At 61.7% G+C, this 19,405-nt stretch carries 14 protein-coding genes; 9 read left to right on the top strand and 5 right to left on the bottom strand.

The genetic code is table 11. From position 1 onward, the window contains the following. Positions 1-224 precede the first annotated feature (224 nt). Positions 225-2,888, bottom strand: coding sequence for a beta-N-acetylhexosaminidase (locus PG887_RS12720; protein WP_270821875.1), 2,664 nt, complete (start codon positions 2,886-2,888; stop codon positions 225-227). Between the two features lie 122 nt (positions 2,889-3,010). Continuing rightward, positions 3,011-4,465 carry an N-acetylglucosamine-specific PTS transporter subunit IIBC gene (gene nagE, locus PG887_RS12715; RefSeq protein WP_039039841.1) on the bottom strand — a complete coding sequence of 485 codons (1,455 nt, stop codon included), beginning with the start codon at positions 4,463-4,465 and terminating at the stop codon, positions 3,011-3,013. Positions 4,466-4,737: 272 nt separating this feature from the next. On the opposite strand from nagE, the gene nagB reads away from it, so the two are divergent. From nagB to nagC, 3 genes are read left to right on the top strand one after another with little or no spacing between them, the layout of a single operon-like run. Next, on the top strand, positions 4,738-5,538 hold the full coding sequence (gene nagB, locus PG887_RS12710) for a glucosamine-6-phosphate deaminase (RefSeq protein ID WP_124812807.1): 801 nt from the start codon (positions 4,738-4,740) through the stop codon (positions 5,536-5,538). 9 nt (positions 5,539-5,547) lie between these two features. Beyond that, positions 5,548-6,693, top strand: a complete 1,146-nt coding sequence (nagA, locus tag PG887_RS12705; protein WP_039039842.1) for an N-acetylglucosamine-6-phosphate deacetylase — start codon at positions 5,548-5,550, stop codon at positions 6,691-6,693. A gap of 4 nt (positions 6,694-6,697) precedes the next feature. Next, a complete protein-coding gene (nagC, locus tag PG887_RS12700) occupies positions 6,698-7,912 on the top strand; it encodes a DNA-binding transcriptional regulator NagC (RefSeq protein ID WP_270821871.1) in 1,215 nt (404 codons plus the stop codon). A 69-nt stretch (positions 7,913-7,981) separates the two neighbouring features. Here the strand turns inward: nagC and PG887_RS12695 are convergent, their stop codons facing one another. The 3 genes from PG887_RS12695 to aspS all read right to left on the bottom strand — a co-directional run bounded on the left by PG887_RS12695 (position 7,982) and on the right by aspS (position 12,650). Beyond that, a complete protein-coding gene (locus tag PG887_RS12695) occupies positions 7,982-9,607 on the bottom strand; it encodes a phosphoethanolamine transferase (protein ID WP_270821869.1) in 1,626 nt (541 codons plus the stop codon). 435 nt (positions 9,608-10,042) lie between these two features. After that, positions 10,043-10,783 (bottom strand): YebC/PmpR family DNA-binding transcriptional regulator, encoded by a 741-nt coding sequence (locus PG887_RS12690; RefSeq protein ID WP_270821868.1) that lies wholly within the window; start codon positions 10,781-10,783, stop codon positions 10,043-10,045. 100 nt (positions 10,784-10,883) lie between these two features. Continuing rightward, positions 10,884-12,650, bottom strand: coding sequence for an aspartate--tRNA ligase (aspS, locus tag PG887_RS12685; protein WP_010674093.1), 1,767 nt, complete (start codon positions 12,648-12,650; stop codon positions 10,884-10,886). 428 nt (positions 12,651-13,078) lie between these two features. Between aspS and PG887_RS12680 the strand changes: the two genes are divergently transcribed. The 6 genes from PG887_RS12680 to PG887_RS12655 all read left to right on the top strand — a co-directional run bounded on the left by PG887_RS12680 (position 13,079) and on the right by PG887_RS12655 (position 19,331). Then, on the top strand, positions 13,079-13,927 hold the full coding sequence (locus PG887_RS12680) for a DUF72 domain-containing protein (protein ID WP_109112019.1): 849 nt from the start codon (positions 13,079-13,081) through the stop codon (positions 13,925-13,927). 333 nt (positions 13,928-14,260) lie between these two features. Further along, entirely contained in the window at positions 14,261-14,998 is a 738-nt protein-coding gene (gene cmoA / locus PG887_RS12675) for a carboxy-S-adenosyl-L-methionine synthase CmoA (protein WP_270821867.1), read from the top strand. 3 nt (positions 14,999-15,001) lie between these two features. Continuing rightward, a complete protein-coding gene (gene cmoB / locus PG887_RS12670; RefSeq protein WP_104452671.1) occupies positions 15,002-15,979 on the top strand; it encodes a tRNA 5-methoxyuridine(34)/uridine 5-oxyacetic acid(34) synthase CmoB in 978 nt (325 codons plus the stop codon). Between the two features lie 52 nt (positions 15,980-16,031). Then, the gene (locus tag PG887_RS12665; protein WP_039039848.1) at positions 16,032-16,820 is read left to right on the top strand and encodes an ATP-dependent zinc protease family protein; all 789 of its coding nucleotides are present in this window, start codon (positions 16,032-16,034) and stop codon (positions 16,818-16,820) included. A 3-nt stretch (positions 16,821-16,823) separates the two neighbouring features. Then, the gene (locus tag PG887_RS12660) at positions 16,824-18,362 is read left to right on the top strand and encodes an inactive transglutaminase family protein (protein ID WP_010674088.1); all 1,539 of its coding nucleotides are present in this window, start codon (positions 16,824-16,826) and stop codon (positions 18,360-18,362) included. Positions 18,363-18,365: 3 nt separating this feature from the next. Beyond that, entirely contained in the window at positions 18,366-19,331 is a 966-nt protein-coding gene (locus PG887_RS12655) for an alpha-L-glutamate ligase-like protein (protein WP_010674087.1), read from the top strand. Positions 19,332-19,405 lie beyond the last annotated feature (74 nt).

The raw sequence follows: 19,405 nt of genomic DNA, 5'->3' as shown, positions 1-19,405 counted from the left end.
CCAGGGCGGTGAAGATATCAAAGACCCGTTTTCCGGTAAATCGCAATGCGGCTCCGCTTAAGTGAACAGCATTGCGCACGGGGCGGGGTCTCAAGTGATGAAAAACAGACAAAACACACACAACAAAGGTTCACACGCAGAGTCAACCTTTCCCAAACCCGATGGCCATCGACCTTGGGAAAGGCGGGTCTTGCGACCCACCTTGCGTTATGGATTGAGAGCTATCAGTTCAGCTCGGTGACGCGGCTGGTACGCTTGCCATCGAAGCTGGTGGTACGCAGCCAGACCTTGCCATCCACGGTCGGCTTGGCGGCAGCGTCGTAGGCGCTCCAGCTCTTGCCATCCAGGCTGTACTGGATGGGCAGACCCGGCAGATCCACATTCGCTTCCAGCACACCGTTCACCACCTTGGCACCCGGTACGGAGAGGCGATATTCCACCCCGGCCTGGTCCAGTTTGGGCAGCACTCGCTGACCCAGCACGTTGGCAAACTGGTTCCACTCCTTGTTCAGGGTGGCCTTGTTGACATGCTTGGTAGTGCCGGAGAACTCGCGACCCTTCACGTAATCGAGCTCGAAGCCGCCCTTGTGCCAAGCGCGCTCGGCCACGGAGAAGATGCGCGGATAGACCATGTACTCGTACTGGGCATCGGTGCGCACGGTTTCACTCCATTGCTGACCGGAGATCCCCTTGAACTTGACCGGATCCTGATCCCCCTTGGCCACGAAGGCGTTGCCGTCGCGATCAACCGAGGTCTCGGCGTTCTGCGGCAGGTTTTCCGGGGCAAAGGCGAACACCTTGCGGGTGTCGTTGAAACGGGTTGCCCAGTAGTAGCCACGCTCAGCCGGGTGCACCTCGTTCGGGAAGTCGAAGTAGAGGTAATCCGGGTTGGACAGGACCACTTCGTAACCCTTGTGCGCCCACTTCATCGCTTCGTTGAAGCCACCCCAGTAGAGGGTTTCCCAGAAGTTGACACGGGTCTTGTCGGTGGCGAATACGCTGGCATCCGTGGCGTACTTCAGGCCATCTTCCCACGCCTGCAGGGTGGAGAAGCCGTGGCCCTTGACCATCTCGCCCACTTCCTTGGCGAAGTAAACCGGCAGTTCAGCAACGTCCTTGATCTTGCCATCGTCGATCATCTTCTGGCACATCGGGGACTTGCCAAACGGCTTGTCCTGCTTGCTGGAGTCGACGTTGCCTTTCCATGCCACCAGCTCTTCTTTCTTGGTGACGGCCGGATCCTGATAACCACCGCCCTGCATGATGTTCTTCGCCTCGTCACCACCGTAGTGCCAGGCGGTCAGCGGCTGGCCGGCGGCCTGGTGCATCTGGGCCACTTCATCCATCACCTTGGCCACGAAGGTGGCGGCACCCGGCTGGCAGGGGTTGATGAAGGACATCTTGTCGTAGAACTGTACCGAGGTGACGTTGGAGGTATCGGCCGGGTCAGTCAGACGGAACTGGTTGGCCTCGGCTTCTTTGCCCTCGCTCATCAGACGCTTGTAGCGTGCCTCCATGGAGACCACGGCGGCACGGGCGTGGGCCGGCATGTTGATCTCGGGGATCACGGTCACACCGCGGGCCTTGGCATAGCGTACCAGGTCGATGTAGTCCGCCTTGCTGTAGAAACCGGAGCCCTGGTTGTCACTGGTGGGGCCGGAGCCGAGCTGCGGCATCAGGCACTTGGTTTCGGACTCGTCATGGCAACGCTGGCTGCCGACGTCGGTCAGCTCCGGCAGGCCCGGGATCTCCAGACGCCAGCCTTCATCGTTAGTCAGCCCCAGGTGCAGCACGTTGAGTTTCATGGCGGACATCTGGTCAACCAGCTTCTTCAGGGTCTCGGGGCTTCTGAAGTGACGGGCTACGTCGGTCTGCATGCCGCGGTATTCAAAGCGTGGCGCATCCTCGACGCTCATCTGGCTCACCAGCTTGTCGTCAACGCCCAGCAGGGAGATCAGGGACTGGGCGCCCCAGAAGGCGCCGTCAACGTCGTGCCCCTGAATGACGGTGCCCTTCTGGCCGATGGTCATGTCGTAGCCTTCGGCCTGCTTGAGCTTGCTGCCGAGCTTGATGGTGACCGGGTAGCCGGTGTCGGAGAGGGTAACACCCAGCTTGGTCAGTTGCGCCTTCAGGGCCTCGGCGCGATCGCTCGGCAGGTCAAGGGCATTGAGCTTGATGGTGGAGAAGTCGACTTGCGGGCCGGCCTTGACCACCTGCTTCATCGGGCTTGGCAGGATGCGGTCGTCAATCTTGCCGGCAGGCAGCAGGGTACTGGTCTGGTTCGCGGCGAAACGGGTCTCGCTGTTCATCAGGATGTTGTTGTCATCCTTGGTGCGCTTCCAGCCATCGGCCGGCATCGGCTTCTCGTAGGTGCTGGCATCGTCGATGTTGCTCATGCTGGCCAGCACTTTCGGCTCGGCCCCTTCACTGGCGACATACCAGTTCGGCATGATGTCAGATTCGAACAATACCCAGTATTCCACCACCAGGGGCACCTCGACCGTGGCGTCCTTGGCAAAGCCCTGGAACTTCTCGGTCGGCGTCAAACGATAGAGGTCGCCGGTCAGGTGGGTGATGGTGAACTGGTCGTTGTCCACCCGCTGGATGCGGCGGATGGAGGAGACATAGATGCTCCAGTCCTTGGAGGTGACGTCGGCACCGGTATTGGTCAGGTGCAGCTTGGCAACGCCGCAGCTTGCCCACTCGGAGCCCAGGGCCTGGCAGTCAAGACCGGCGCCGGCACCGTCATTGGTGACGACTTCGTACTTGACGACGAGGTTGCTGGCGAGGGCGTCGACCACCGCTTGCCTGGCAGCATCGGCTGCAAGTGCGGGACCGGCGAAAACGGTAGACATGGCAATGGCTAACAGAGAATGTTTCAAGTTCATAACTGCTGCTCTCATTTGAAGTAAAGGTTGGATTTTATTGGCTTTTTTTATATGGGGCCCCGAGGCGGGGCCCTTAGTTATGTCAACAATGGACTTAGACTTGAGGTGAGCGAGTCGCTCGATTAACGCAGGGCTTTCATCTCACCGGCGATGATCTCGGCCAATGGGCCCAGAATCACCTGCAGGTTCTGCTCACCGAGCTTGACCACACCGGCCGCGCCCAGAGCTTTGAGCTTGCGCTCGTCAACGATGCTGCGGTCTTTCAGGGTCAGACGCAGACGGGTGATGCAGGCATCGATGGTCACCAGGTTCTCCTGACCACCCAGCACTTCCAGATACTGCTTGGCCAGCTCGGTGCGGTCGGTGGTTTGAGCCTGTACCGGTACGGCTTCGTCATCTTCACGACCCGGGGTTTTCAGGTTGAACTTGGCGATCACGGCGCGGAAGACCACGTAGTAGAGGCCGAAGAAGACCAGACCCTGTACCAGCAGCATGTACCACTGGGTCGCCAGCGGGTTGCGGCTGGAGAGCACCATATCCACCAGACCGGCGCTGAAGCCGAAACCGGCGATCCAGTGCATGGAGGCTGCGATGAACACGGAGATACCGGTCAGCAGGGCATGGATGACGTACAGTACCGGCGCCACGAACATGAAGGAGAACTCGAGCGGCTCGGTCACCCCGGTGAAGAAGGCGGCAAAGGCGGCAGCGATCATGATGGACGCAACCTTCTCTTTGTTCTCTTTCTTAGCGCTGTGGTAGATGGCCAGTGCGGCACCCGGCAGACCGAACATCATGATGGGGAAGAAGCCGGCCTGGTACATGCCGGTCACGCCCACGACAGCCTTGCCGGCGTCGATGGAGGATTGGCCACCCAGGAAGTTCGGGATGTCGTTGATGCCGGCCACGTCGAACCAGAACACGGAGTTCAGGGCGTGGTGCAGACCGACCGGGATCAGCAGACGGTTGAAGAAGGCATAGATGCCTGCACCGGTGGAGCCCATGCTGACGATGGATTCACCGAAGCTCACCAGGCCACCGTAGATGACCGGCCAGACGGCCATCAGGATGAAGGAGACGACGATCATCACCACGGAGGTCACGATCGGCACCAGACGACGACCGGAGAAGAAAGCCAGCGCCTTGTGCAGCTCCACGCTGCTGAAGCGGTTGTACAGCTCGGCGGCGATGACACCACACAGGATGCCGACGAACTGGTTGCTGATCTTGGCAAAGGCTGCCGGCACCTGGTCGGCCGGGATACCCTTGATCTGGGCCACGGCGCCCGGGCTCAGCAGGGTGGTGACCACCAGGAAGCCGACCAGACCGGCCAGCGCGGCGGAACCGTCTTTATCCTTGGACATGCCGTAAGCGACGCCGACGGCGAACAGAATGGGCATACTGTCGATGATGGCGGCGCCCGCCTTGATCAGAAACGCAGCCAGAGGGCTTCCGCCACCCCAACCGTTCGGGTCAATCCAGTAGCCAATCCCCATCAGGATCGCGGCGGCAGGCAATACCGCTACCGGCACCATCAGGGCACGGCCGATCTTTTGCAAATAACCGAGAATGTTCACGGTTCCTCTCCTTAGTTGGTGTTTTTCTAGAAATTAAGTGCTTATCACGTTCGACGCATAAGCCATCAAGGCTTGATTGGCAGTCTATGTGTTTTATTTCGCTGCGCAAATTAATAAACCAGCTTTCGTGATCATTATCACTCAACAGAGATAAAGGTAGCCGATAGATGTGGCTTAGTTCGCAATCTTTATTTACGCTATAAAACAACTTGAATCCGTGTCTGGTCCCTTGCCGTCATTCCCTGTGCGGCAACCGTACTGAGGTATATAGAATGCGCCTGATCCCGTTGAAGTCTGCCAGCCAGGTGGGTCTCTGGTCTGCCCGTTACATCGTTGACCGCATCAATGCGTTCAAACCCACTACCGAGCGCCCCTTCGTGCTGGGTCTGCCCACTGGCGGCACCCCGCTCAACACCTACAAGCGCCTGATTGAGCTGCATAAAGCCGGCGAGGTGAGCTTCCAGAACGTGGTCACCTTCAACATGGACGAGTACGTGGGGCTGCCCAAGGAACATCCGGAGAGCTACCACAGCTTCATGCACAACAACTTCTTCAATCACGTGGACATTCGCCCGGAAAACATCAACATCCTCAATGGCAACGCCGAGGATCTGGTGGCCGAGTGCCAGCGCTACGAAGACAAGATCAAGTCCTACGGCAAAATCCACCTGTTCATGGGCGGCGTCGGCAATGACGGCCACATCGCCTTCAACGAACCGGCCTCTTCCCTGGCTTCCCGTACCCGGGTCAAGACCCTGACCGAAGACACCCGCATCGCCAACTCCCGCTTCTTTGGCGGCGACATGGAGCAGGTGCCCAAGCTGGCCCTGACCGTGGGTGTCGGCACCCTGATGGACGCCGAAGAGATCCTGATCCTGGTGGTCGGTCACGCCAAGGCCCAGGCCCTGCAGGCCACCGTGGAGGGCAGCGTCAACCACATGTGGACCATCTCCACCCTGCAACTGCATCCGAAAGGGATTGTGGTGTGCGACGAACCTTCCACCATGGAGTTGAAGGTCAAGACGGTGCGCTACTTCCAGCAACTGGAAGCCGACAACATCAAACACCTCTGAGGAGCCCCCATGTACGCTCTGACTAATTGCACTCTCTACACCGGCAGCTGCGTGCTGACCGGTTATGGCGTGGTCATCGATGGCGACAAGATTGTCGCCATCTCCCGCCAGGCAGAACTGCCCGCCGGCATCGAGCAGATTGACCTCCAGGGCGCCAACCTCAGCGCCGGCTTCATCGACGTGCAGCTCAACGGCTGCGGTGGCGTCATGTTCAACGGTCACATCACCACGGACACCCTGGCCACCATGCAGGCGGCCAACCTGAAATCCGGGACCACCAGCTTCCTGCCGACCCTGATCACCAGCCCGGATGCGGACATGAAGCAGGCCGTCGCCGTCACCCGCGACTACATGGCCGCCCACCCCAACGAGGTGCTTGGCGTCCATCTGGAAGGGCCCTATACCAACCTCAAGCGCAAGGGGATCCACCCGGCCGAACAGATCCGCCAGCCCGCCGACGAGATGATCGACTTCTTCTGCGACAACGCGGACGCCATCGCCAAGATCACCCTGGCGCCGGAGCGCAACAAGCCCGAGCACATCCGCCGTCTGGTGGAAGCCGGCATCCTGGTCTCCGCCGGCCACACCGCCGCCAACTACGACCAGGCCATGGCGGGCTTTGACAACGGCATGCGCTTTGCCACCCACCTCTACAACGCCATGACCCCGACCCTGAACGGTCGCGAGCCCGGCGTGGTCGGTGCCATCTACGATCGCAAGGATGTCTATGCGGGCATCATCGTCGACGGCCACCACGTACACTGGGCCAACGTGCGCCTGGCGCACAGGATGCTGGGGGAGCGGCTGGTGCTGGTCACCGATGCCACCGCGGCGGCAGGTGCACCGGAAGGCTTTGAGAAATTTGATTTTTGCGGCGCAACCGTCTATTTCCGCGATGGTCAGTGCGTCGATGAGAATGGTACACTCGGCGGCTCCGCCCTCACCATGATCGAAGGGGTGGAAAATCTGGTCAAACAGGTCGGATTGCCGCTCGACGAAGCACTGAGAATGGCCACCCTTTACCCCGCTCGCGCCATTGGATGGGACTCGCGTCTCGGTAGTATCCAGGTCGGAAAAATTGCCAACCTCACCGTCTTTGATCAGGCCTTCGCGGTCTGCGGGACCGTGGTTAACGGACACTACACAACACAGTGACACTATGACTGGCGGACAAATAGCAAACGTAGATCTTATCAAGCAGGTAAACAGTGCGGTCGTCTATCGCCTCATTGACCTGCAGGGGCCCATCTCGCGGGTCAAAATTGCCGAGTTGAGTCAGCTGGCCCCGGCCAGCGTGACCAAGATAACCCGGCAACTGATCGAGCACGGTCTCATCAGGGAAACCTCGCCGCAAGCCTCCACCGGCGGGCGCCGCGCCATCTCCCTGACTACCATCAAGCATCGCTTCCAGTTTGTGTCCGCCAAGCTGGGTCGCGGCTACCTGCAGCTCTCCCTGTATGACCTCGACGGCAAGGAGCTCGATCAGCACATCACCCAGGTGACCGAGATCGAGCAGCAACCCGTGGTGGACATGCTGCTGCGGGAGATTGGCGCCTTCATCGACGCCAATCAGGATCGCAGCCGCAACCTCATCAGCATCGCGCTGACCATGCCGGGTCTGGTCAACCCGGAATCCGGCATGGTCATCTACACCCCCACCTACCAGATCCGCAACCTGGGGCTCGCCAAGCTCCTGGAGCACCACTTCAACCTCCCCTGCTACGTGGGCAACGACACCCGTTCGCTGGCGCTGGCCGAACACTTCTTCGGCGAGTCCCGCGACTGCATGGACTCCATCCTGGTGAGTGTCCACCAGGGGACGGGCTCTGGCATCATCACCAAGGGCAAGGTGTTTCTCGGCCAGAACCGCAACGTCGGCGAAATAGGCCACATCCAGGTCGAACCGCTCGGCAAGCGCTGCCACTGCGGCAACTTCGGCTGCCTCGAGACCATCGCCTCCAACGAGGCCATCGTCGACAAGGTGAAGGAGCTCATCAGCCGCGGCCACCTGAGCACCTTGCAGGAGAAGCACATCACCATCCAGGAGGTGTGCAAGGCGGCGGTGGCCGGTGACGAGCTGGCCCGCAGCGTGATCGAGAACGTGGGGGAGCACCTGGGGCGCGCCATCGCCATCACGGTCAACCTGTTCAACCCCCAGAAGGTGCTCATCGCCGGTGAAATCACCGCCGCCGAAGAGATCCTGATCCCGGCTATCCGCCGCTGTGTCGAGCACCAGTCTCTGCCAAGTTTCCATCGCGGCCTGCCCATCGTGAAGGCGCGCTTCCAGAACCAGCCCACCATCGGCGGCTTCGCCCTGGTCAAGCGCTCCCTGCTGGAAGGGGATCTGCTGCAGATCATCATGGAGCAGAAGTAAGGCCTACCCCTTCGGACACGAAAACGGCAGCCAGTGGCTGCCGTTTTTTTATGGTCTGTTTTCGCCGGTTCACCCCGCCCGGCACGGTTTGAACAGATCCAGCTTGCCGTCATAGACCTGGGTCTGCACGTCCATGATACCGAGCATGGAGTGGAACAGGTTGTCGTGGGAGAAGCGCTTGCTGGCTGCCTCCTGTTGCAGGCAATCCAGATTGAGCTGACGGTCTGCCTGCAACTGGGGAGAGAACCAGGTCAGGAGCGGCACCCGGGTCTGATCGTCCGGTGCGAACTTGTAGGGGGTGCCGTGCAGATAGAGCCCCATGGCACCGAGGGATTCGCCGTGATCCGACAGATAGACCAGCCCCACGTTGTACTGGCTCTCCAGGCTCTTGAGCTTGTCGATGAGCTGGGCCAGCACCTTGTCGGTGTAGCGGATGGTGTTGTCATAGGTGTTCACCAGCTCTTCGTTGCTGCAGTTCTCGATGTCGCTGCGCGGGCAGTCCGGCAGGAAGATGCGATCGGCGGCCGGGTAGCGGCGATAGTAGGTCGGACCGTGGCTGCCCATCAGGTGGAAGGCCACCAGCTTGCTGCCCTGCTTGCCCTGCATGTCGGCGATCTGCTGATCCAGCCCCTGCAACAGCACCTCGTCATGACAGGCATTGCCGGAGCAGTATGCGGGGAATGCCTTGGGCTCAATCTCGATGGTGGGGACGTTTTTGCACACCCCCTTGCAGCCGCCGTCGTTTTCCTTCCAGAGCACCGAGATCCCGGCATGTTGCAGCACGTCCAGCAAGCCGTCCTGGGACTGGGCCCTGGCCTCGTCATAGCCACGCCGGGTCATGTTCGAGAACATGCAGGGCACGGAGAGCGCAGTGGCGGTGCCGCAGGAGCGCACGTTCCTGAACGAGACGACATTGGCCTCCTTCTCGGTGAAGCCGTTGGTCTCCTTCTTGTAGCCGTTGAGAGAGTAGTTCTGGCTGCGGGCCGTCTCCCCCACCACCAGGAACATCAGGGTCGGCTTCTCGTGCTGGCCGATCACCCTGGCATCGGTGCCGATCTGCTGGTAGGGAATGGGAGTGGCGAAGACCACATCCCGGGCGTACTTGTAGAGCCCGTGCACATAGTTGGCGGGCACTATCTCCTTGCCGAGGGACTTGTTGTTGCGCCCGACCGAGGCGTAATCCTGGTAATAAAGGGCGGCAGCCCCCACCAGAAACAGCAAGGAGAGGGCGATGGAACCGAGGCGCAGACCCAGCCCCTTGTACCAGGGACGGGGGTACTCAATCTTCACCCACAGCAGGACCAGCACCGGCAGCAGGCCGGTCAGCAGGAACCAGAGCACCACGGAACCGTTGAGGTAGGAGCCCGCCTCCCCGCTGTTGGTTTCGATGATGTTCTGCATCATGCCCATGTCGAAGATCACCCCGTACTTGAGCATGGCGTAGCTGACGAGGGAGCCGGTCATGATGAGCACGGCGAAGAAGGGCTTGAGCAGATAACGGAAGGTAAAGGGCAGGAACACCGCGTTGAGGGCCGCCACCAGTACCAGGGGAATGGAGAGGACAAACCCCGCCTTGACGTGTTCAAGGGCGCTGAGAATACGATAAAAGTGCAGGAAAATGGGCCAGTTGAAGACCAGTGCAAACAGCAGCACCAGCAACAGATTGACCTTCATCACTCCCAGAGTGAGACGCATAGAGAGACTCCGACAAACCAGTGGAACTAACAACCTGCCAGCAGGCTTCGTGGTGACCATCCCGACACTCGGCCCTGAAAAACAGGACAAGAGCCAGGGAGGTCCAGATACGGGGTCATCCTAGGACGGCAAACTTAAGCGAACATTAAGAAAGGAAATCGAACCACAAGGGGAGGTGATCGGTCTGGCACATAAAAAAACGGCAGCCCGGGCTGCCGTTTTTGCGAAGGTGAACAAGGTGTCGCACCTGTGTGTTCGCGAACCTGAACAGGGTCGCGGCAATCTCGTCGGAGCCGGAGGAGAGGACCGTTGTGGTCGCCCTCCCCCCTGCCCTGGGTCTCACAGCGTTCCCGAGAGGCAATTACAGGGTCGCGGCAATCTCGTCGGAGCCGGGGAAGAGGACCGTTGTGGTCGCCCTCCCCTTGCCCTGGGGGATCACAGGGTCGCGGCGATCTCGTCGGAGATGGAGCCGTTGTGGTACACCTCCTGCACGTCGTCCAGATCTTCCAGCATGTCGATAAGGCGCATCAGCTTGGGCGCGGTCTCGGCATCCAGTTCCGCCTCGGTGGAGGGGATCATGGTCACTTCGGCGCTCTCGGACTTGAAGCCGGCGGCTTCCAGACCGTCCAGCACGGTGCCGAAGTCGTTCGGGGTGGTGTAGACCTCGATGGTGCCATCTTCTTCGGTCACCACGTCGTCGGCACCGGCTTCCAGCGCGGCGTCCATCAGGGCGTCTTCATCGGCGCCCACGAAGGTCAGCACCCCCTTCTTGGTGAACAGATAGGCCACGGAGCCGTCGGTCCCCAGGTTGCCGCCGCACTTGCTGAAGGCGTGACGCACTTCGGCCACGGTACGGTTGCGGTTGTCGGTCAGGCACTCCACCATGACGGCGGAACCGGCCGGGCCGTACCCTTCGTACACGATGGTCTCGAGCTGCTCGCCGTCACCGCCGCCGGCCCCACGGGCGATGGCGCGGTTGATGGTGTCGCGGGTCATGTTGCTGGTCAGGGCTGCCGCCACCGCCGCACGCAGGCGGGGGTTATTGGCAGGATCGGCATCACCCAGACGCGCGGAGGTGGTGATTTCGCGGATCAGCTTGGTGAAGATCTTGCCGCGCTTGGCGTCTTGCGCCGCCTTGCGGTGTTTGATGTTGGCCCATTTACTGTGACCTGCCATAGGGACTCTCCGTTATAGTTGGAAATTTCAGTAACACTGGTTGCGCCCAGAGGGAAACGGGAAAGGCCGCATCGCTGCGGCCTTTGTTGCCGATAACGGCTTATTCGTCACCCTTGACGGTGGTCGCAATCGCCAGCTCGCCCAGTTGGGCCGGGTTGGCAAAGCTCGGGGCGTCTGTCATCAGACAGGCGGCCGCCGTGGTTTTCGGGAAGGCGATGACATCCCGGATGTTGTCGGTGCCGGTCAGCAGCATGCTGAGGCGGTCCAGACCGAAGGCCAGGCCAGCGTGGGGCGGGGTGCCGTATTTCAGGGCATCCAGCAGGAAGCCGAACTTCAGGCGCTGCTCGTCCGGGGTGATCCCCAGGATGTCGAACACGGTGGACTGCATCTCGCTGTTGTGGATACGCACAGAGCCGCCACCCACTTCGTAGCCGTTGATCACCATGTCGTAGGCGTTGGCGTAAGCGCCCACCGGGTTCGCTTTCAGCTCGGCCGGGCCCAGGTTGCTCGGGGCGGTGAAGGGGTGGTGCATGGCCGCCAGGCCGCCTTCGCCATCTTCTTCGAACATGGGGAAGTCGATGACCCACAGGGGCTTCCAGACGTTCTCCACCAGGCCCAGATCGCGGCCCACCTTCAGGCGCAGGGCACCCATGGCATCGCACACCACTTTCTTGGAATCGGCGCCGAAGAAGATGATGTCGCCATCCATCGCGCCGGTGCGGGCCAGGATCTCGCGCACGATGGCATCAGAGAGGAACTTGGCCACCGGGGACTGCACCCCTTCGAGGCCGCTCCCGGCGTCGTTGACCTTCATCCAGGCCAGGCCCTTGGCACCGTAGATGCCGACGAACTTGGTGTACTCGTCGATCTGCTTGCGAGACAGCTCCGCGCCGCCCGGTACCTTCAGGGCCGCCACACGGCCTTTCGGATCCTTGGCAGGACCGGCGAACACCGCGAATTCCACCTCGGTCAAGAGATCTGCCACGTCCACCAGCTCCATGGGCAGGCGCAGGTCCGGCTTGTCGGAGCCGAAGCGGCGCATGGCTTCGTCGAAGGTCATGATGGGGAAGTCGCCCAGGTCCACGTTCAGGATGTGCAGCCAGAGCTTGCGGATCATCTCTTCCATGATTTCACGCACCTGGGGCGCGGTCATGAAGGAGGTCTCCACGTCGATCTGGGTGAATTCCGGCTGGCGGTCGGCACGCAGGTCTTCGTCGCGGAAGCACTTGACGATCTGGTAGTAGCGGTCGAAGCCGGACATCATCAGCAACTGCTTGAACAGCTGGGGGGACTGCGGCAGGGCGTAGAACTTGCCCTTGTGCACGCGGCTCGGCACCAGGTAGTCACGGGCCCCTTCCGGGGTCGCCTTGGTCAGCATCGGGGTCTCGATGTCGAGGAAGCCGTGCTCGTCCATGAAGCGGCGCACGAAGGCACTGGCCTTGGCACGGGTCTTCAGGTACTTGGCCATCTCGGGACGACGCAGGTCCAGGTAGCGGTACTTGAGGCTCACCTCTTCGCTGTTGACCTGGTTGAAGTCAAGGGGCAGCGGCTCGGCACGGTTGATGATGGTCAGCTCGTGGGCGAACACCTCGATGGCACCGGTGGCCATGTCGCTGTTGCGCTGGGAGTCGGGGCGGGTACGCACCACGCCGGTCACCTGGATGCAGAACTCGCCGCGCAGCTCGGAGGCCAGGGCAAAGGCGTCCGGCTTGTCCGGATCGAAGAACACCTGCACGATGCCCTCGCGGTCGCGCATGTCGATAAAGATGAGGCCGCCGAGATCACGACGACGATGGACCCAACCGCACAATGTAATGGTCTGCCCGGCATGGGCCTCATTGACCTGTCCGCAATAGATAGAGCGCATGGACTTCTTCCTTCGAAATGGTAGAGAGACGGTTCATCCTGGGTCGCCGGGCACGACTGGCAAGCACCGTCTGTCTCACAGCTGGCCAGATCCTGCTTCTTGCCCGGTTTGAAATCTGTCTCGGGTCATCCGGCTCCCCGAGCCGGATTCTTGCCGCCGTCCCAGGCATGCCCCCGCTCCCGACCGGGATGACGAGTGGGCGCCGGGGTATCGGCTGGCGTCGTTGTCTGGCCACTGCCGGGCCGCGATCATCGTCACCCGGGGGCTCGGTCGCGCGCATTACGACAATGTGGCAAACAAAAGGGTTGGCATTATAGAGGAAAACCTCCATTTGGGTAAAATGGCCCGCAGCCCCCTTTACCCTGTTTTTTGTTGTTCTGGCGCAAAAAGGAGGGCAAAAGTGCGCCAACCTGCCGACAGGAACCATCATGAGCCTCTATTTGGGCCTGCCCCAGTGGTCACACCCGGCCTGGCCCGGCCAGTTGCTGGGGATGAATGCCAGGCCCGCCGAGCACCTCGCCGACTATGCCCGGGTGTTCAACTCCGTGGAGGGCAACACCACCTTCTACGCCTCGCCGACCCCGGAGACGGTGCAGCGCTGGGCCGATGCGGTCCCCGACCACTTTCGCTTCAGCTTCAAGTTTCCCAAGGAGATCAGCCACCAGAGCGATCTGGTGAGCGTGGACAAACAGGTGACGGCCTTCATCCGCCTGCTGGCCCCCCTGCATGACAAGCTGGGGCTGCTCAAGCTGCAACTGCCCGCCCGCTTCGGGCCAGAGGGGCTGGCCCGTCTGGATGCCTTCTTCGCGCGGCTGCCCCAGGATTTCACCTATGCCCTCGAGGTGCGCCACCCCGATTTCTTCGCCAAGGGGGAGGCGGAACGGGCCCTCAACCGGATGCTGATGGCGCGGGGCATCAATCGCATCATGCTCGACAGCCGTCCGCTCTTCTCGGTGCCCGCCACCACGGCCGCCATGATCGATGCCCAGGGCAAGAAACCCAGGTTGCCGGTCCATCTGCTGGCCACAGGGGGTGCCCCGGTGGTGCGCCTGATTGGTTTGCCTCAAATCGAGGACAATCACCCATTTTTGCCACCATGGTTGCCACATTGGAAACAATGGCTCCAGGAGGGCAAGGATCTCTACCTCTTTGTCCACACCGCCGACAATGCCCGGGCCCCCGAACTCGCACGGCAGATCAGCCGCCTGCTCGGCCAGGAGATGGCCCCCTGGCCAGGAGAAAACGATCGCGCCCGCCAGGGGGTGCTGCCCTTTTGAGCGGCCCCCTCCCCGCCCCTTCTCCGTCCCCAAAAAAAGCCGCTTTTTTTGTGGTCCCACCGGGGTTGGCGTCAAGACAAACGCCCGCCTTTCCTCTACACTAGCGCCCCAAGTAAGGTCCCGGGCCTGGGTGCATGGCAATGCGTTGCCCACCCCAGCCCGGCACCCTGAGGGCCCGGACCATGGCCCGTTGCGAATAGGGGCAGCCCGACGGATCCCGGAGCAAGCCACCCCGTTCGTCAACCGGTGACGACGCCATTTCGATGCCCGTCCACCCAAGATTCAATTGAATAAAACAGCCGCCCACCACACCGGCTGTCAGGTTGCGTCAGCATGCACGATCAGATTTTTGCCGCCCCTATCGCCCGTCTGGGAGACTTCTGCTTTGACGAGCAGGTCGTCGACGTCTTCCCCGACATGATCCAGCGCTCGGTGCCGGGTTACAGCAACATCATCTCCGCCATCGGCATGATGGCCGCCCGCTACGCCCAGCCCCAGAGCCGCCTCTACGATCTCGGCTGCTCCCTCGGCGCCGCGACCCAGGCCATGCGCCGCCACGTCACCCAGCCCGGCTGCCAGATCACGGCGGTGGATCTCTCCCACCCCATGATCGAGCGGGCCCGCGCTCACCTCTCGGGCTTCAAGTCCGAGGTGCCGGTGGAGCTGGTGAAGGCGGACATCTGCGACATCCCCATCGAGAACGCCTCCGTGGTGGTGCTCAACTTCACCCTGCAGTTCGTCGCCCCCGAGAAGCGGGCCGCCCTCATCGCGCGCATCTTTGACGGCCTGCGGCCCGGCGGCATCCTCATCCTGAGCGAGAAGTTCCGCTTCGATGACGAGCAGGTCAACGAGCTGCTCATCGACTTGCACCTCGACTTCAAGCGGGCCAACGGCTACAGCGAGCTGGAAATCAGCCAGAAGCGCACCGCCCTTGAGAACGTGATGCGCACCGACACCCTGGCGGTCCATCAGGCACGCCTGCGGGACGCCGGCTTCACCCACCTGGACCTCTGGTTCCAGTGCTTCAACTTCGGCTCCATGATTGCCATCAAAGCCAGCGACACCAACTAAGCCATGATCGATTTCGCCCATTTTTATCAACTGATCGCCAAGAACCGGTTGAGCCACTGGCTGCACACCCTGCCCGCCCAGCTGCACGCCTGGCAGCACGACAACCTGCACGGGGATCTGCCGCGCTGGAACCGCGCCCTCGCCAAGCTGCCCGTCGTGGCCCCCGGCCGGATCGAGCTCAAAGAGCGGGTCGCCATCGGCGGCCCCGATAGCCTGGGAGAGGGTGAGCGCAAGAAGACCGAGAGCCTGCTGCGCCAGCTCATGCCCTGGCGCAAGGGCCCCTTCCATGTGCACGGCATCCACATCGACACCGAGTGGCGCTCCGACTGGAAGTGGGACCGGGTGCTGCCCCACATCAGCCCGCTCCAGGGCCGCTACGTGCTGGACGTGGGCTGCGGCAGCGGCTACCACCTCTGGCGCATGGTGGGGGAAGGGGCGAAACTGGCGGTCGGCATCGACCCGAGCCCGCTGTTCCTCTGCCAGTTCGAAGCCATTCGCCACTTCGCAGGCAACGACCAGCGCGCCCACCTGCTGCCGCTCGGTATCCAGGAGCTGCCGGATCTGCGGGCCTTTGACACCGTCTTCTCCATGGGGGTGCTCTATCATCGCAAGTCCCCCATCGAGCACATCGAGCAGTTGCGCAACCAGCTCAAAGACGATGGGGAGCTGGTGCTCGAGACCCTGGTGGTGGACGGCGACGAAAACCAGGTGCTGATGCCCTCCGATCGCTACGGCAAGATGCGCAACGTCTGGTTCCTCCCCTCGAGCGCGGCCCTCACACGCTGGGTCGAGCGCTGCGGGTTCACCGATGTGCGCATCGTCGACGAGAATATGACCAGCACCGACGAACAGCGTCGTACCGACTGGATGATTAACGAGTCCCTGAGTGACTATCTGGATCCACACAATCCTGCACTCACGGTCGAAGGATACCCGGCACCCAAACGTGCCGTACTGATCGCCAGAAAGGCCAAAGACTAGCCGATGGCGGCTGTGGAAGTTACACTGATCCAATTCCAGGAAGCACAGTTAAATGAATGACATGAAAAGCAAATTAAAAGGAATGACCCTGCTCTCCCTGCTCAGTCTCGGCGGGTGTGTCAGTATGGAAAAAGCCCCCCCGGCCCCGACCCTGACGCTGGCCGAGCTGCGCAACGAGATCTCGTTGAGCGAGCAACGTCTGCAAACATCCATGGAACAGCAACAGAAGCAGTATGTGCAGCAACAGCACCTGCTGGTTCAGCTCAACACCGATGTCACCAACATGAAAGAGTCCGTGAAGAAAGTCGACAGCAAGCTGGCTACCCTGCCTCCCGAGCCGCCCAAGGCCATGCCCATTCCCACCGAGAAGTGCCCGGCGCCGAGCCAGGGCCACACCGTCGATGGCAAGCTGCTGGTGGGTGAAGCGGAGTGGATCTGGGTTGACGCCGCCAACGACGCCTTCCAGGCCCGGGTCGACACCGGCGCCACCACCTCCTCCATCAGCGCCCAGGAGATCACCATCTTCGAGCGCAACGGCAAGAACTGGGTGCGCTTCTTCCTGAGCCACCAGGAGATGGACGACAAGATCCAGATTGAAGCGCCCCTGGTGCGTCACGTGCGGGTCCGTCAGGCTTCCGCCGACGATCTCGACCGTCGCCCCGTGGTCCGCCTTGCCGTGCGCATCGGCGACATGACCGAGAAGGCCGAATTTACCCTGAAGGACCGCAGCGACATGACCTTCCCCGTGCTGCTGGGCCGTGAATTCCTCAAAGACATCGCCGTGGTCGACGTGGCCCGCGAATATATCCAACCCAAACCCAAGCTCAAGGATGTGAAATAATCCATGGTTTCCCGTAAGCCGTTCTATCTGCTGGTCGCCCTGCTCTACATCGTCGGCCTGGGGATGACCTTCTATCATCACATCGCGCTGGACGTCCCGCTCACGCCGGGTGAAAAGCGCCAGATCTGGTCCATCGAAGCCAAGCTCGAATTCGAGGCCACCGGCGAGCCGGTCATCGCCTCCCTGGCCATTCCGGGCACCCAGCCCGGCTTCACCCTGATGAACGAGAACGCCGCGAGCCCGGGCTATGGCCTGTCGTTCGTGGAAAAAGACGGGGATGCCCGCGCCGAGTGGTCCATCCGCACCGCCTCCGGCCGTCAGGAGCTCTACTACCGGGTCGACATGATGGCCGATGCCCATGCCAAGCCCGCCGCCAACCCGCAGCCGCCCGCCATCGAGAAGCAGATCGAGAGCGAGCCCTACGCCACGGCCATGAAGCAGATCCTGGAGCGCGCCCAGGAGCGCTCCGCCGACGGGTACACCCTGACCCGCGAGATCATCAAGGAGATCGAGAAGCAGGAACAGAACGCCGAGCTGCTCAAGTCCCACAAGAGCCGCGCCAATCTGATCGCCGAGCTGCTCAACAACGCGGACGTCCCGGCCCGGGTGGTTCACGCCCTCAGCCTGGAAGATGGCCGTCGCCGTCAGGAGCTGGTGGATTACCTGCAGGTCTTCAACAGCCCGACCGACTACAAGCTGTTCAACCCGCAAAGCGGTGAACAGGGTCAACCGGCCAACCTGCTGCTGTGGGAGTACAACTCCGGCGCCCTCCTGGACGTCACCGGCGGTCACAACTCCCGCGTTACCTTCTCGATGATCGAGCAGGAGCAACCGGTCAACGTGGCCCTGGCCCAGAAGTTCGAAAAATCCGAGATGATGAACTTCTCCATCCACAGCCTGCCCCTGGAAGAGCAAGCCCTGTTCAAGGGTCTGCTGCTCATCCCCATCGGCGTGCTGATGGTGGTGTTCCTGCGGGTCATCGTGGGGATCAAGACCTCCGGCACCTTCATGCCGGTGCTGATCGCGGTCGCCTTCATCCAGACCTCGCTGGTCACCGGCCTCATCGGCTTCCTGCTGATCGTCGGCACCGGCCTGGTGATCCGCTCCTACCTCTCGAGGCTGAACCTGCTGCTGGTCGCCCGAATATCGGCGATCATCATCATGGTGATCTCGATGATCGGCATCTTCTCTGCGTTCGCCTTCAAGCTGGGGCTGACCGACGGCATGAAGATCACCTTCTTCCCGATGATCATCCTCTCCTGGACCATCGAGCGCATGTCCATCCTGTGGGAAGAAGAGGGTCCCAAAGAGGTGTTCCGCCAGGGCGGCGGCTCCCTGCTGGTGGCGGTCATCGCCTACCTGGCCATGGACAACGAGCTCATTCGTCACCTCACCTTCAACTTCCTCGGCCTGCAGCTGGTGCTGATGGCGACCGTGCTGTTGATGGGTAACTACACCGGCTACAAGCTGAGCGAGCTCAAGCGCTTCAAGCCGCTGGTGGACGAGATGAAGTCTGGTGCCACCCCGGGTAAGGACAAGTAACAGATGTGGTTCTGGCAGAAATACACCAGTCCGTGGAGCCTGTCCCAGGCAGGCATCCTCGGCATGAACAAGCGCAACCACTCCTACATCAGCCGCTACAACCCGCGCCGCCTCTATCCGCTGGTGGATGACAAGCTCAAGACCAAGCGCATCGCGCTGGATGCGGGGGTGACGGTGCCTGAACTCATCGGCACCATCCGCGAGCAGCACGACGTGACTCGCATCACCGCGCTGGTGAAGGACTGGCCGGGCTTCTGCATCAAGCCGGCCCGCGGCTCCGGCGGCAAGGGGATCCTGGTGATCCTGCGCCAGGAGGATGGCCTCTTCTACAAGCCCAACGGCAGCGCCGCCAACGGCCAGGATCTGGAGCGCCATGTCTCCAACATCCTGGCGGGGCTCTATTCCCTCGGCGGCAAGCCCGACGTGGCGCTGGTGGAAGGGCTCATCAACTTCGACGACGTGTTCGACGGCTACTCCTTCGAAGGGGTCCCCGATGCCCGGGTGATCATCTTCAAGGGGTTCCCGGTGATGGCCATGATGCGCCTCTCCACCTCGGCTTCCGACGGCAAAGCGAACCTGCACCAGGGCGCCGTGGGGGTGGGCCTGTGCCTGCGCACCGGCCGCGCCCTGCGGGCGGTGCAGTTTGGCAACCCGCTGCGCCACCACCCGGACACCGGCCTGGATCTCTACGATCTGAAGGTGCCCCACTGGGACACCCTGCTCAACCTGGCGGCCTCCTGCTACGAGATGTCCGGTCTTGGCTATATCGGGACCGACATGGTGCTGGACAAGTTCCGCGGCCCCATGCTGCTGGAGCTCAACGCCCGTCCGGGCCTTGCCATCCAGATCGCCAACGGTCGCGGCCTGGTGCCCAACCTCAAGACCATCGAGAAGCTGGGTCAGGTCAAGATGAACGTGGAGCAGCGGGTCAACTTCGCCAAGGATCACTTCGGTATCTTCGACGAATAGTCCGCTCCCCTTCTGCAAAAACGCGCCCACCGGCGCGTTTTTTTATGGCCGCTCCTGCGCGCAGGGCGCCCCGC

The organism is Aeromonas sp. QDB14, assembly GCF_027707845.1.
GTDB classification, from domain to species: domain Bacteria; phylum Pseudomonadota; class Gammaproteobacteria; order Enterobacterales; family Aeromonadaceae; genus Aeromonas; species Aeromonas caviae.
This window is presented reverse-complemented; position numbering and strand designations above follow the sequence as displayed.

Excerpts from the sequence above, each read along its gene's own strand:
- PG887_RS12720 (WP_270821875.1), bottom strand. The coding sequence starts at position 2,888 with ATGAACTTGAAACATTCTCTGTTAGCCATTGCCATGTCTACCGTTTTC.
- nagB (WP_124812807.1), top strand. The coding sequence starts at position 4,738 with ATGCGCCTGATCCCGTTGAAGTCTGCCAGCCAGGTGGGTCTCTGGTCT.
- nagA (WP_039039842.1), top strand. The coding sequence starts at position 5,548 with ATGTACGCTCTGACTAATTGCACTCTCTACACCGGCAGCTGCGTGCTG.
- nagC (WP_270821871.1), top strand. The coding sequence starts at position 6,698 with ATGACTGGCGGACAAATAGCAAACGTAGATCTTATCAAGCAGGTAAAC.
- PG887_RS12695 (WP_270821869.1), bottom strand. The coding sequence starts at position 9,607 with ATGCGTCTCACTCTGGGAGTGATGAAGGTCAATCTGTTGCTGGTGCTG.
- PG887_RS12690 (WP_270821868.1), bottom strand. The coding sequence starts at position 10,783 with ATGGCAGGTCACAGTAAATGGGCCAACATCAAACACCGCAAGGCGGCG.
- aspS (WP_010674093.1), bottom strand. The coding sequence starts at position 12,650 with ATGCGCTCTATCTATTGCGGACAGGTCAATGAGGCCCATGCCGGGCAG.
- PG887_RS12680 (WP_109112019.1), top strand. The coding sequence starts at position 13,079 with ATGAGCCTCTATTTGGGCCTGCCCCAGTGGTCACACCCGGCCTGGCCC.
- cmoA (WP_270821867.1), top strand. The coding sequence starts at position 14,261 with ATGCACGATCAGATTTTTGCCGCCCCTATCGCCCGTCTGGGAGACTTC.
- cmoB (WP_104452671.1), top strand. The coding sequence starts at position 15,002 with ATGATCGATTTCGCCCATTTTTATCAACTGATCGCCAAGAACCGGTTG.
- PG887_RS12665 (WP_039039848.1), top strand. The coding sequence starts at position 16,032 with ATGAATGACATGAAAAGCAAATTAAAAGGAATGACCCTGCTCTCCCTG.
- PG887_RS12660 (WP_010674088.1), top strand. The coding sequence starts at position 16,824 with ATGGTTTCCCGTAAGCCGTTCTATCTGCTGGTCGCCCTGCTCTACATC.
- PG887_RS12655 (WP_010674087.1), top strand. The coding sequence starts at position 18,366 with ATGTGGTTCTGGCAGAAATACACCAGTCCGTGGAGCCTGTCCCAGGCA.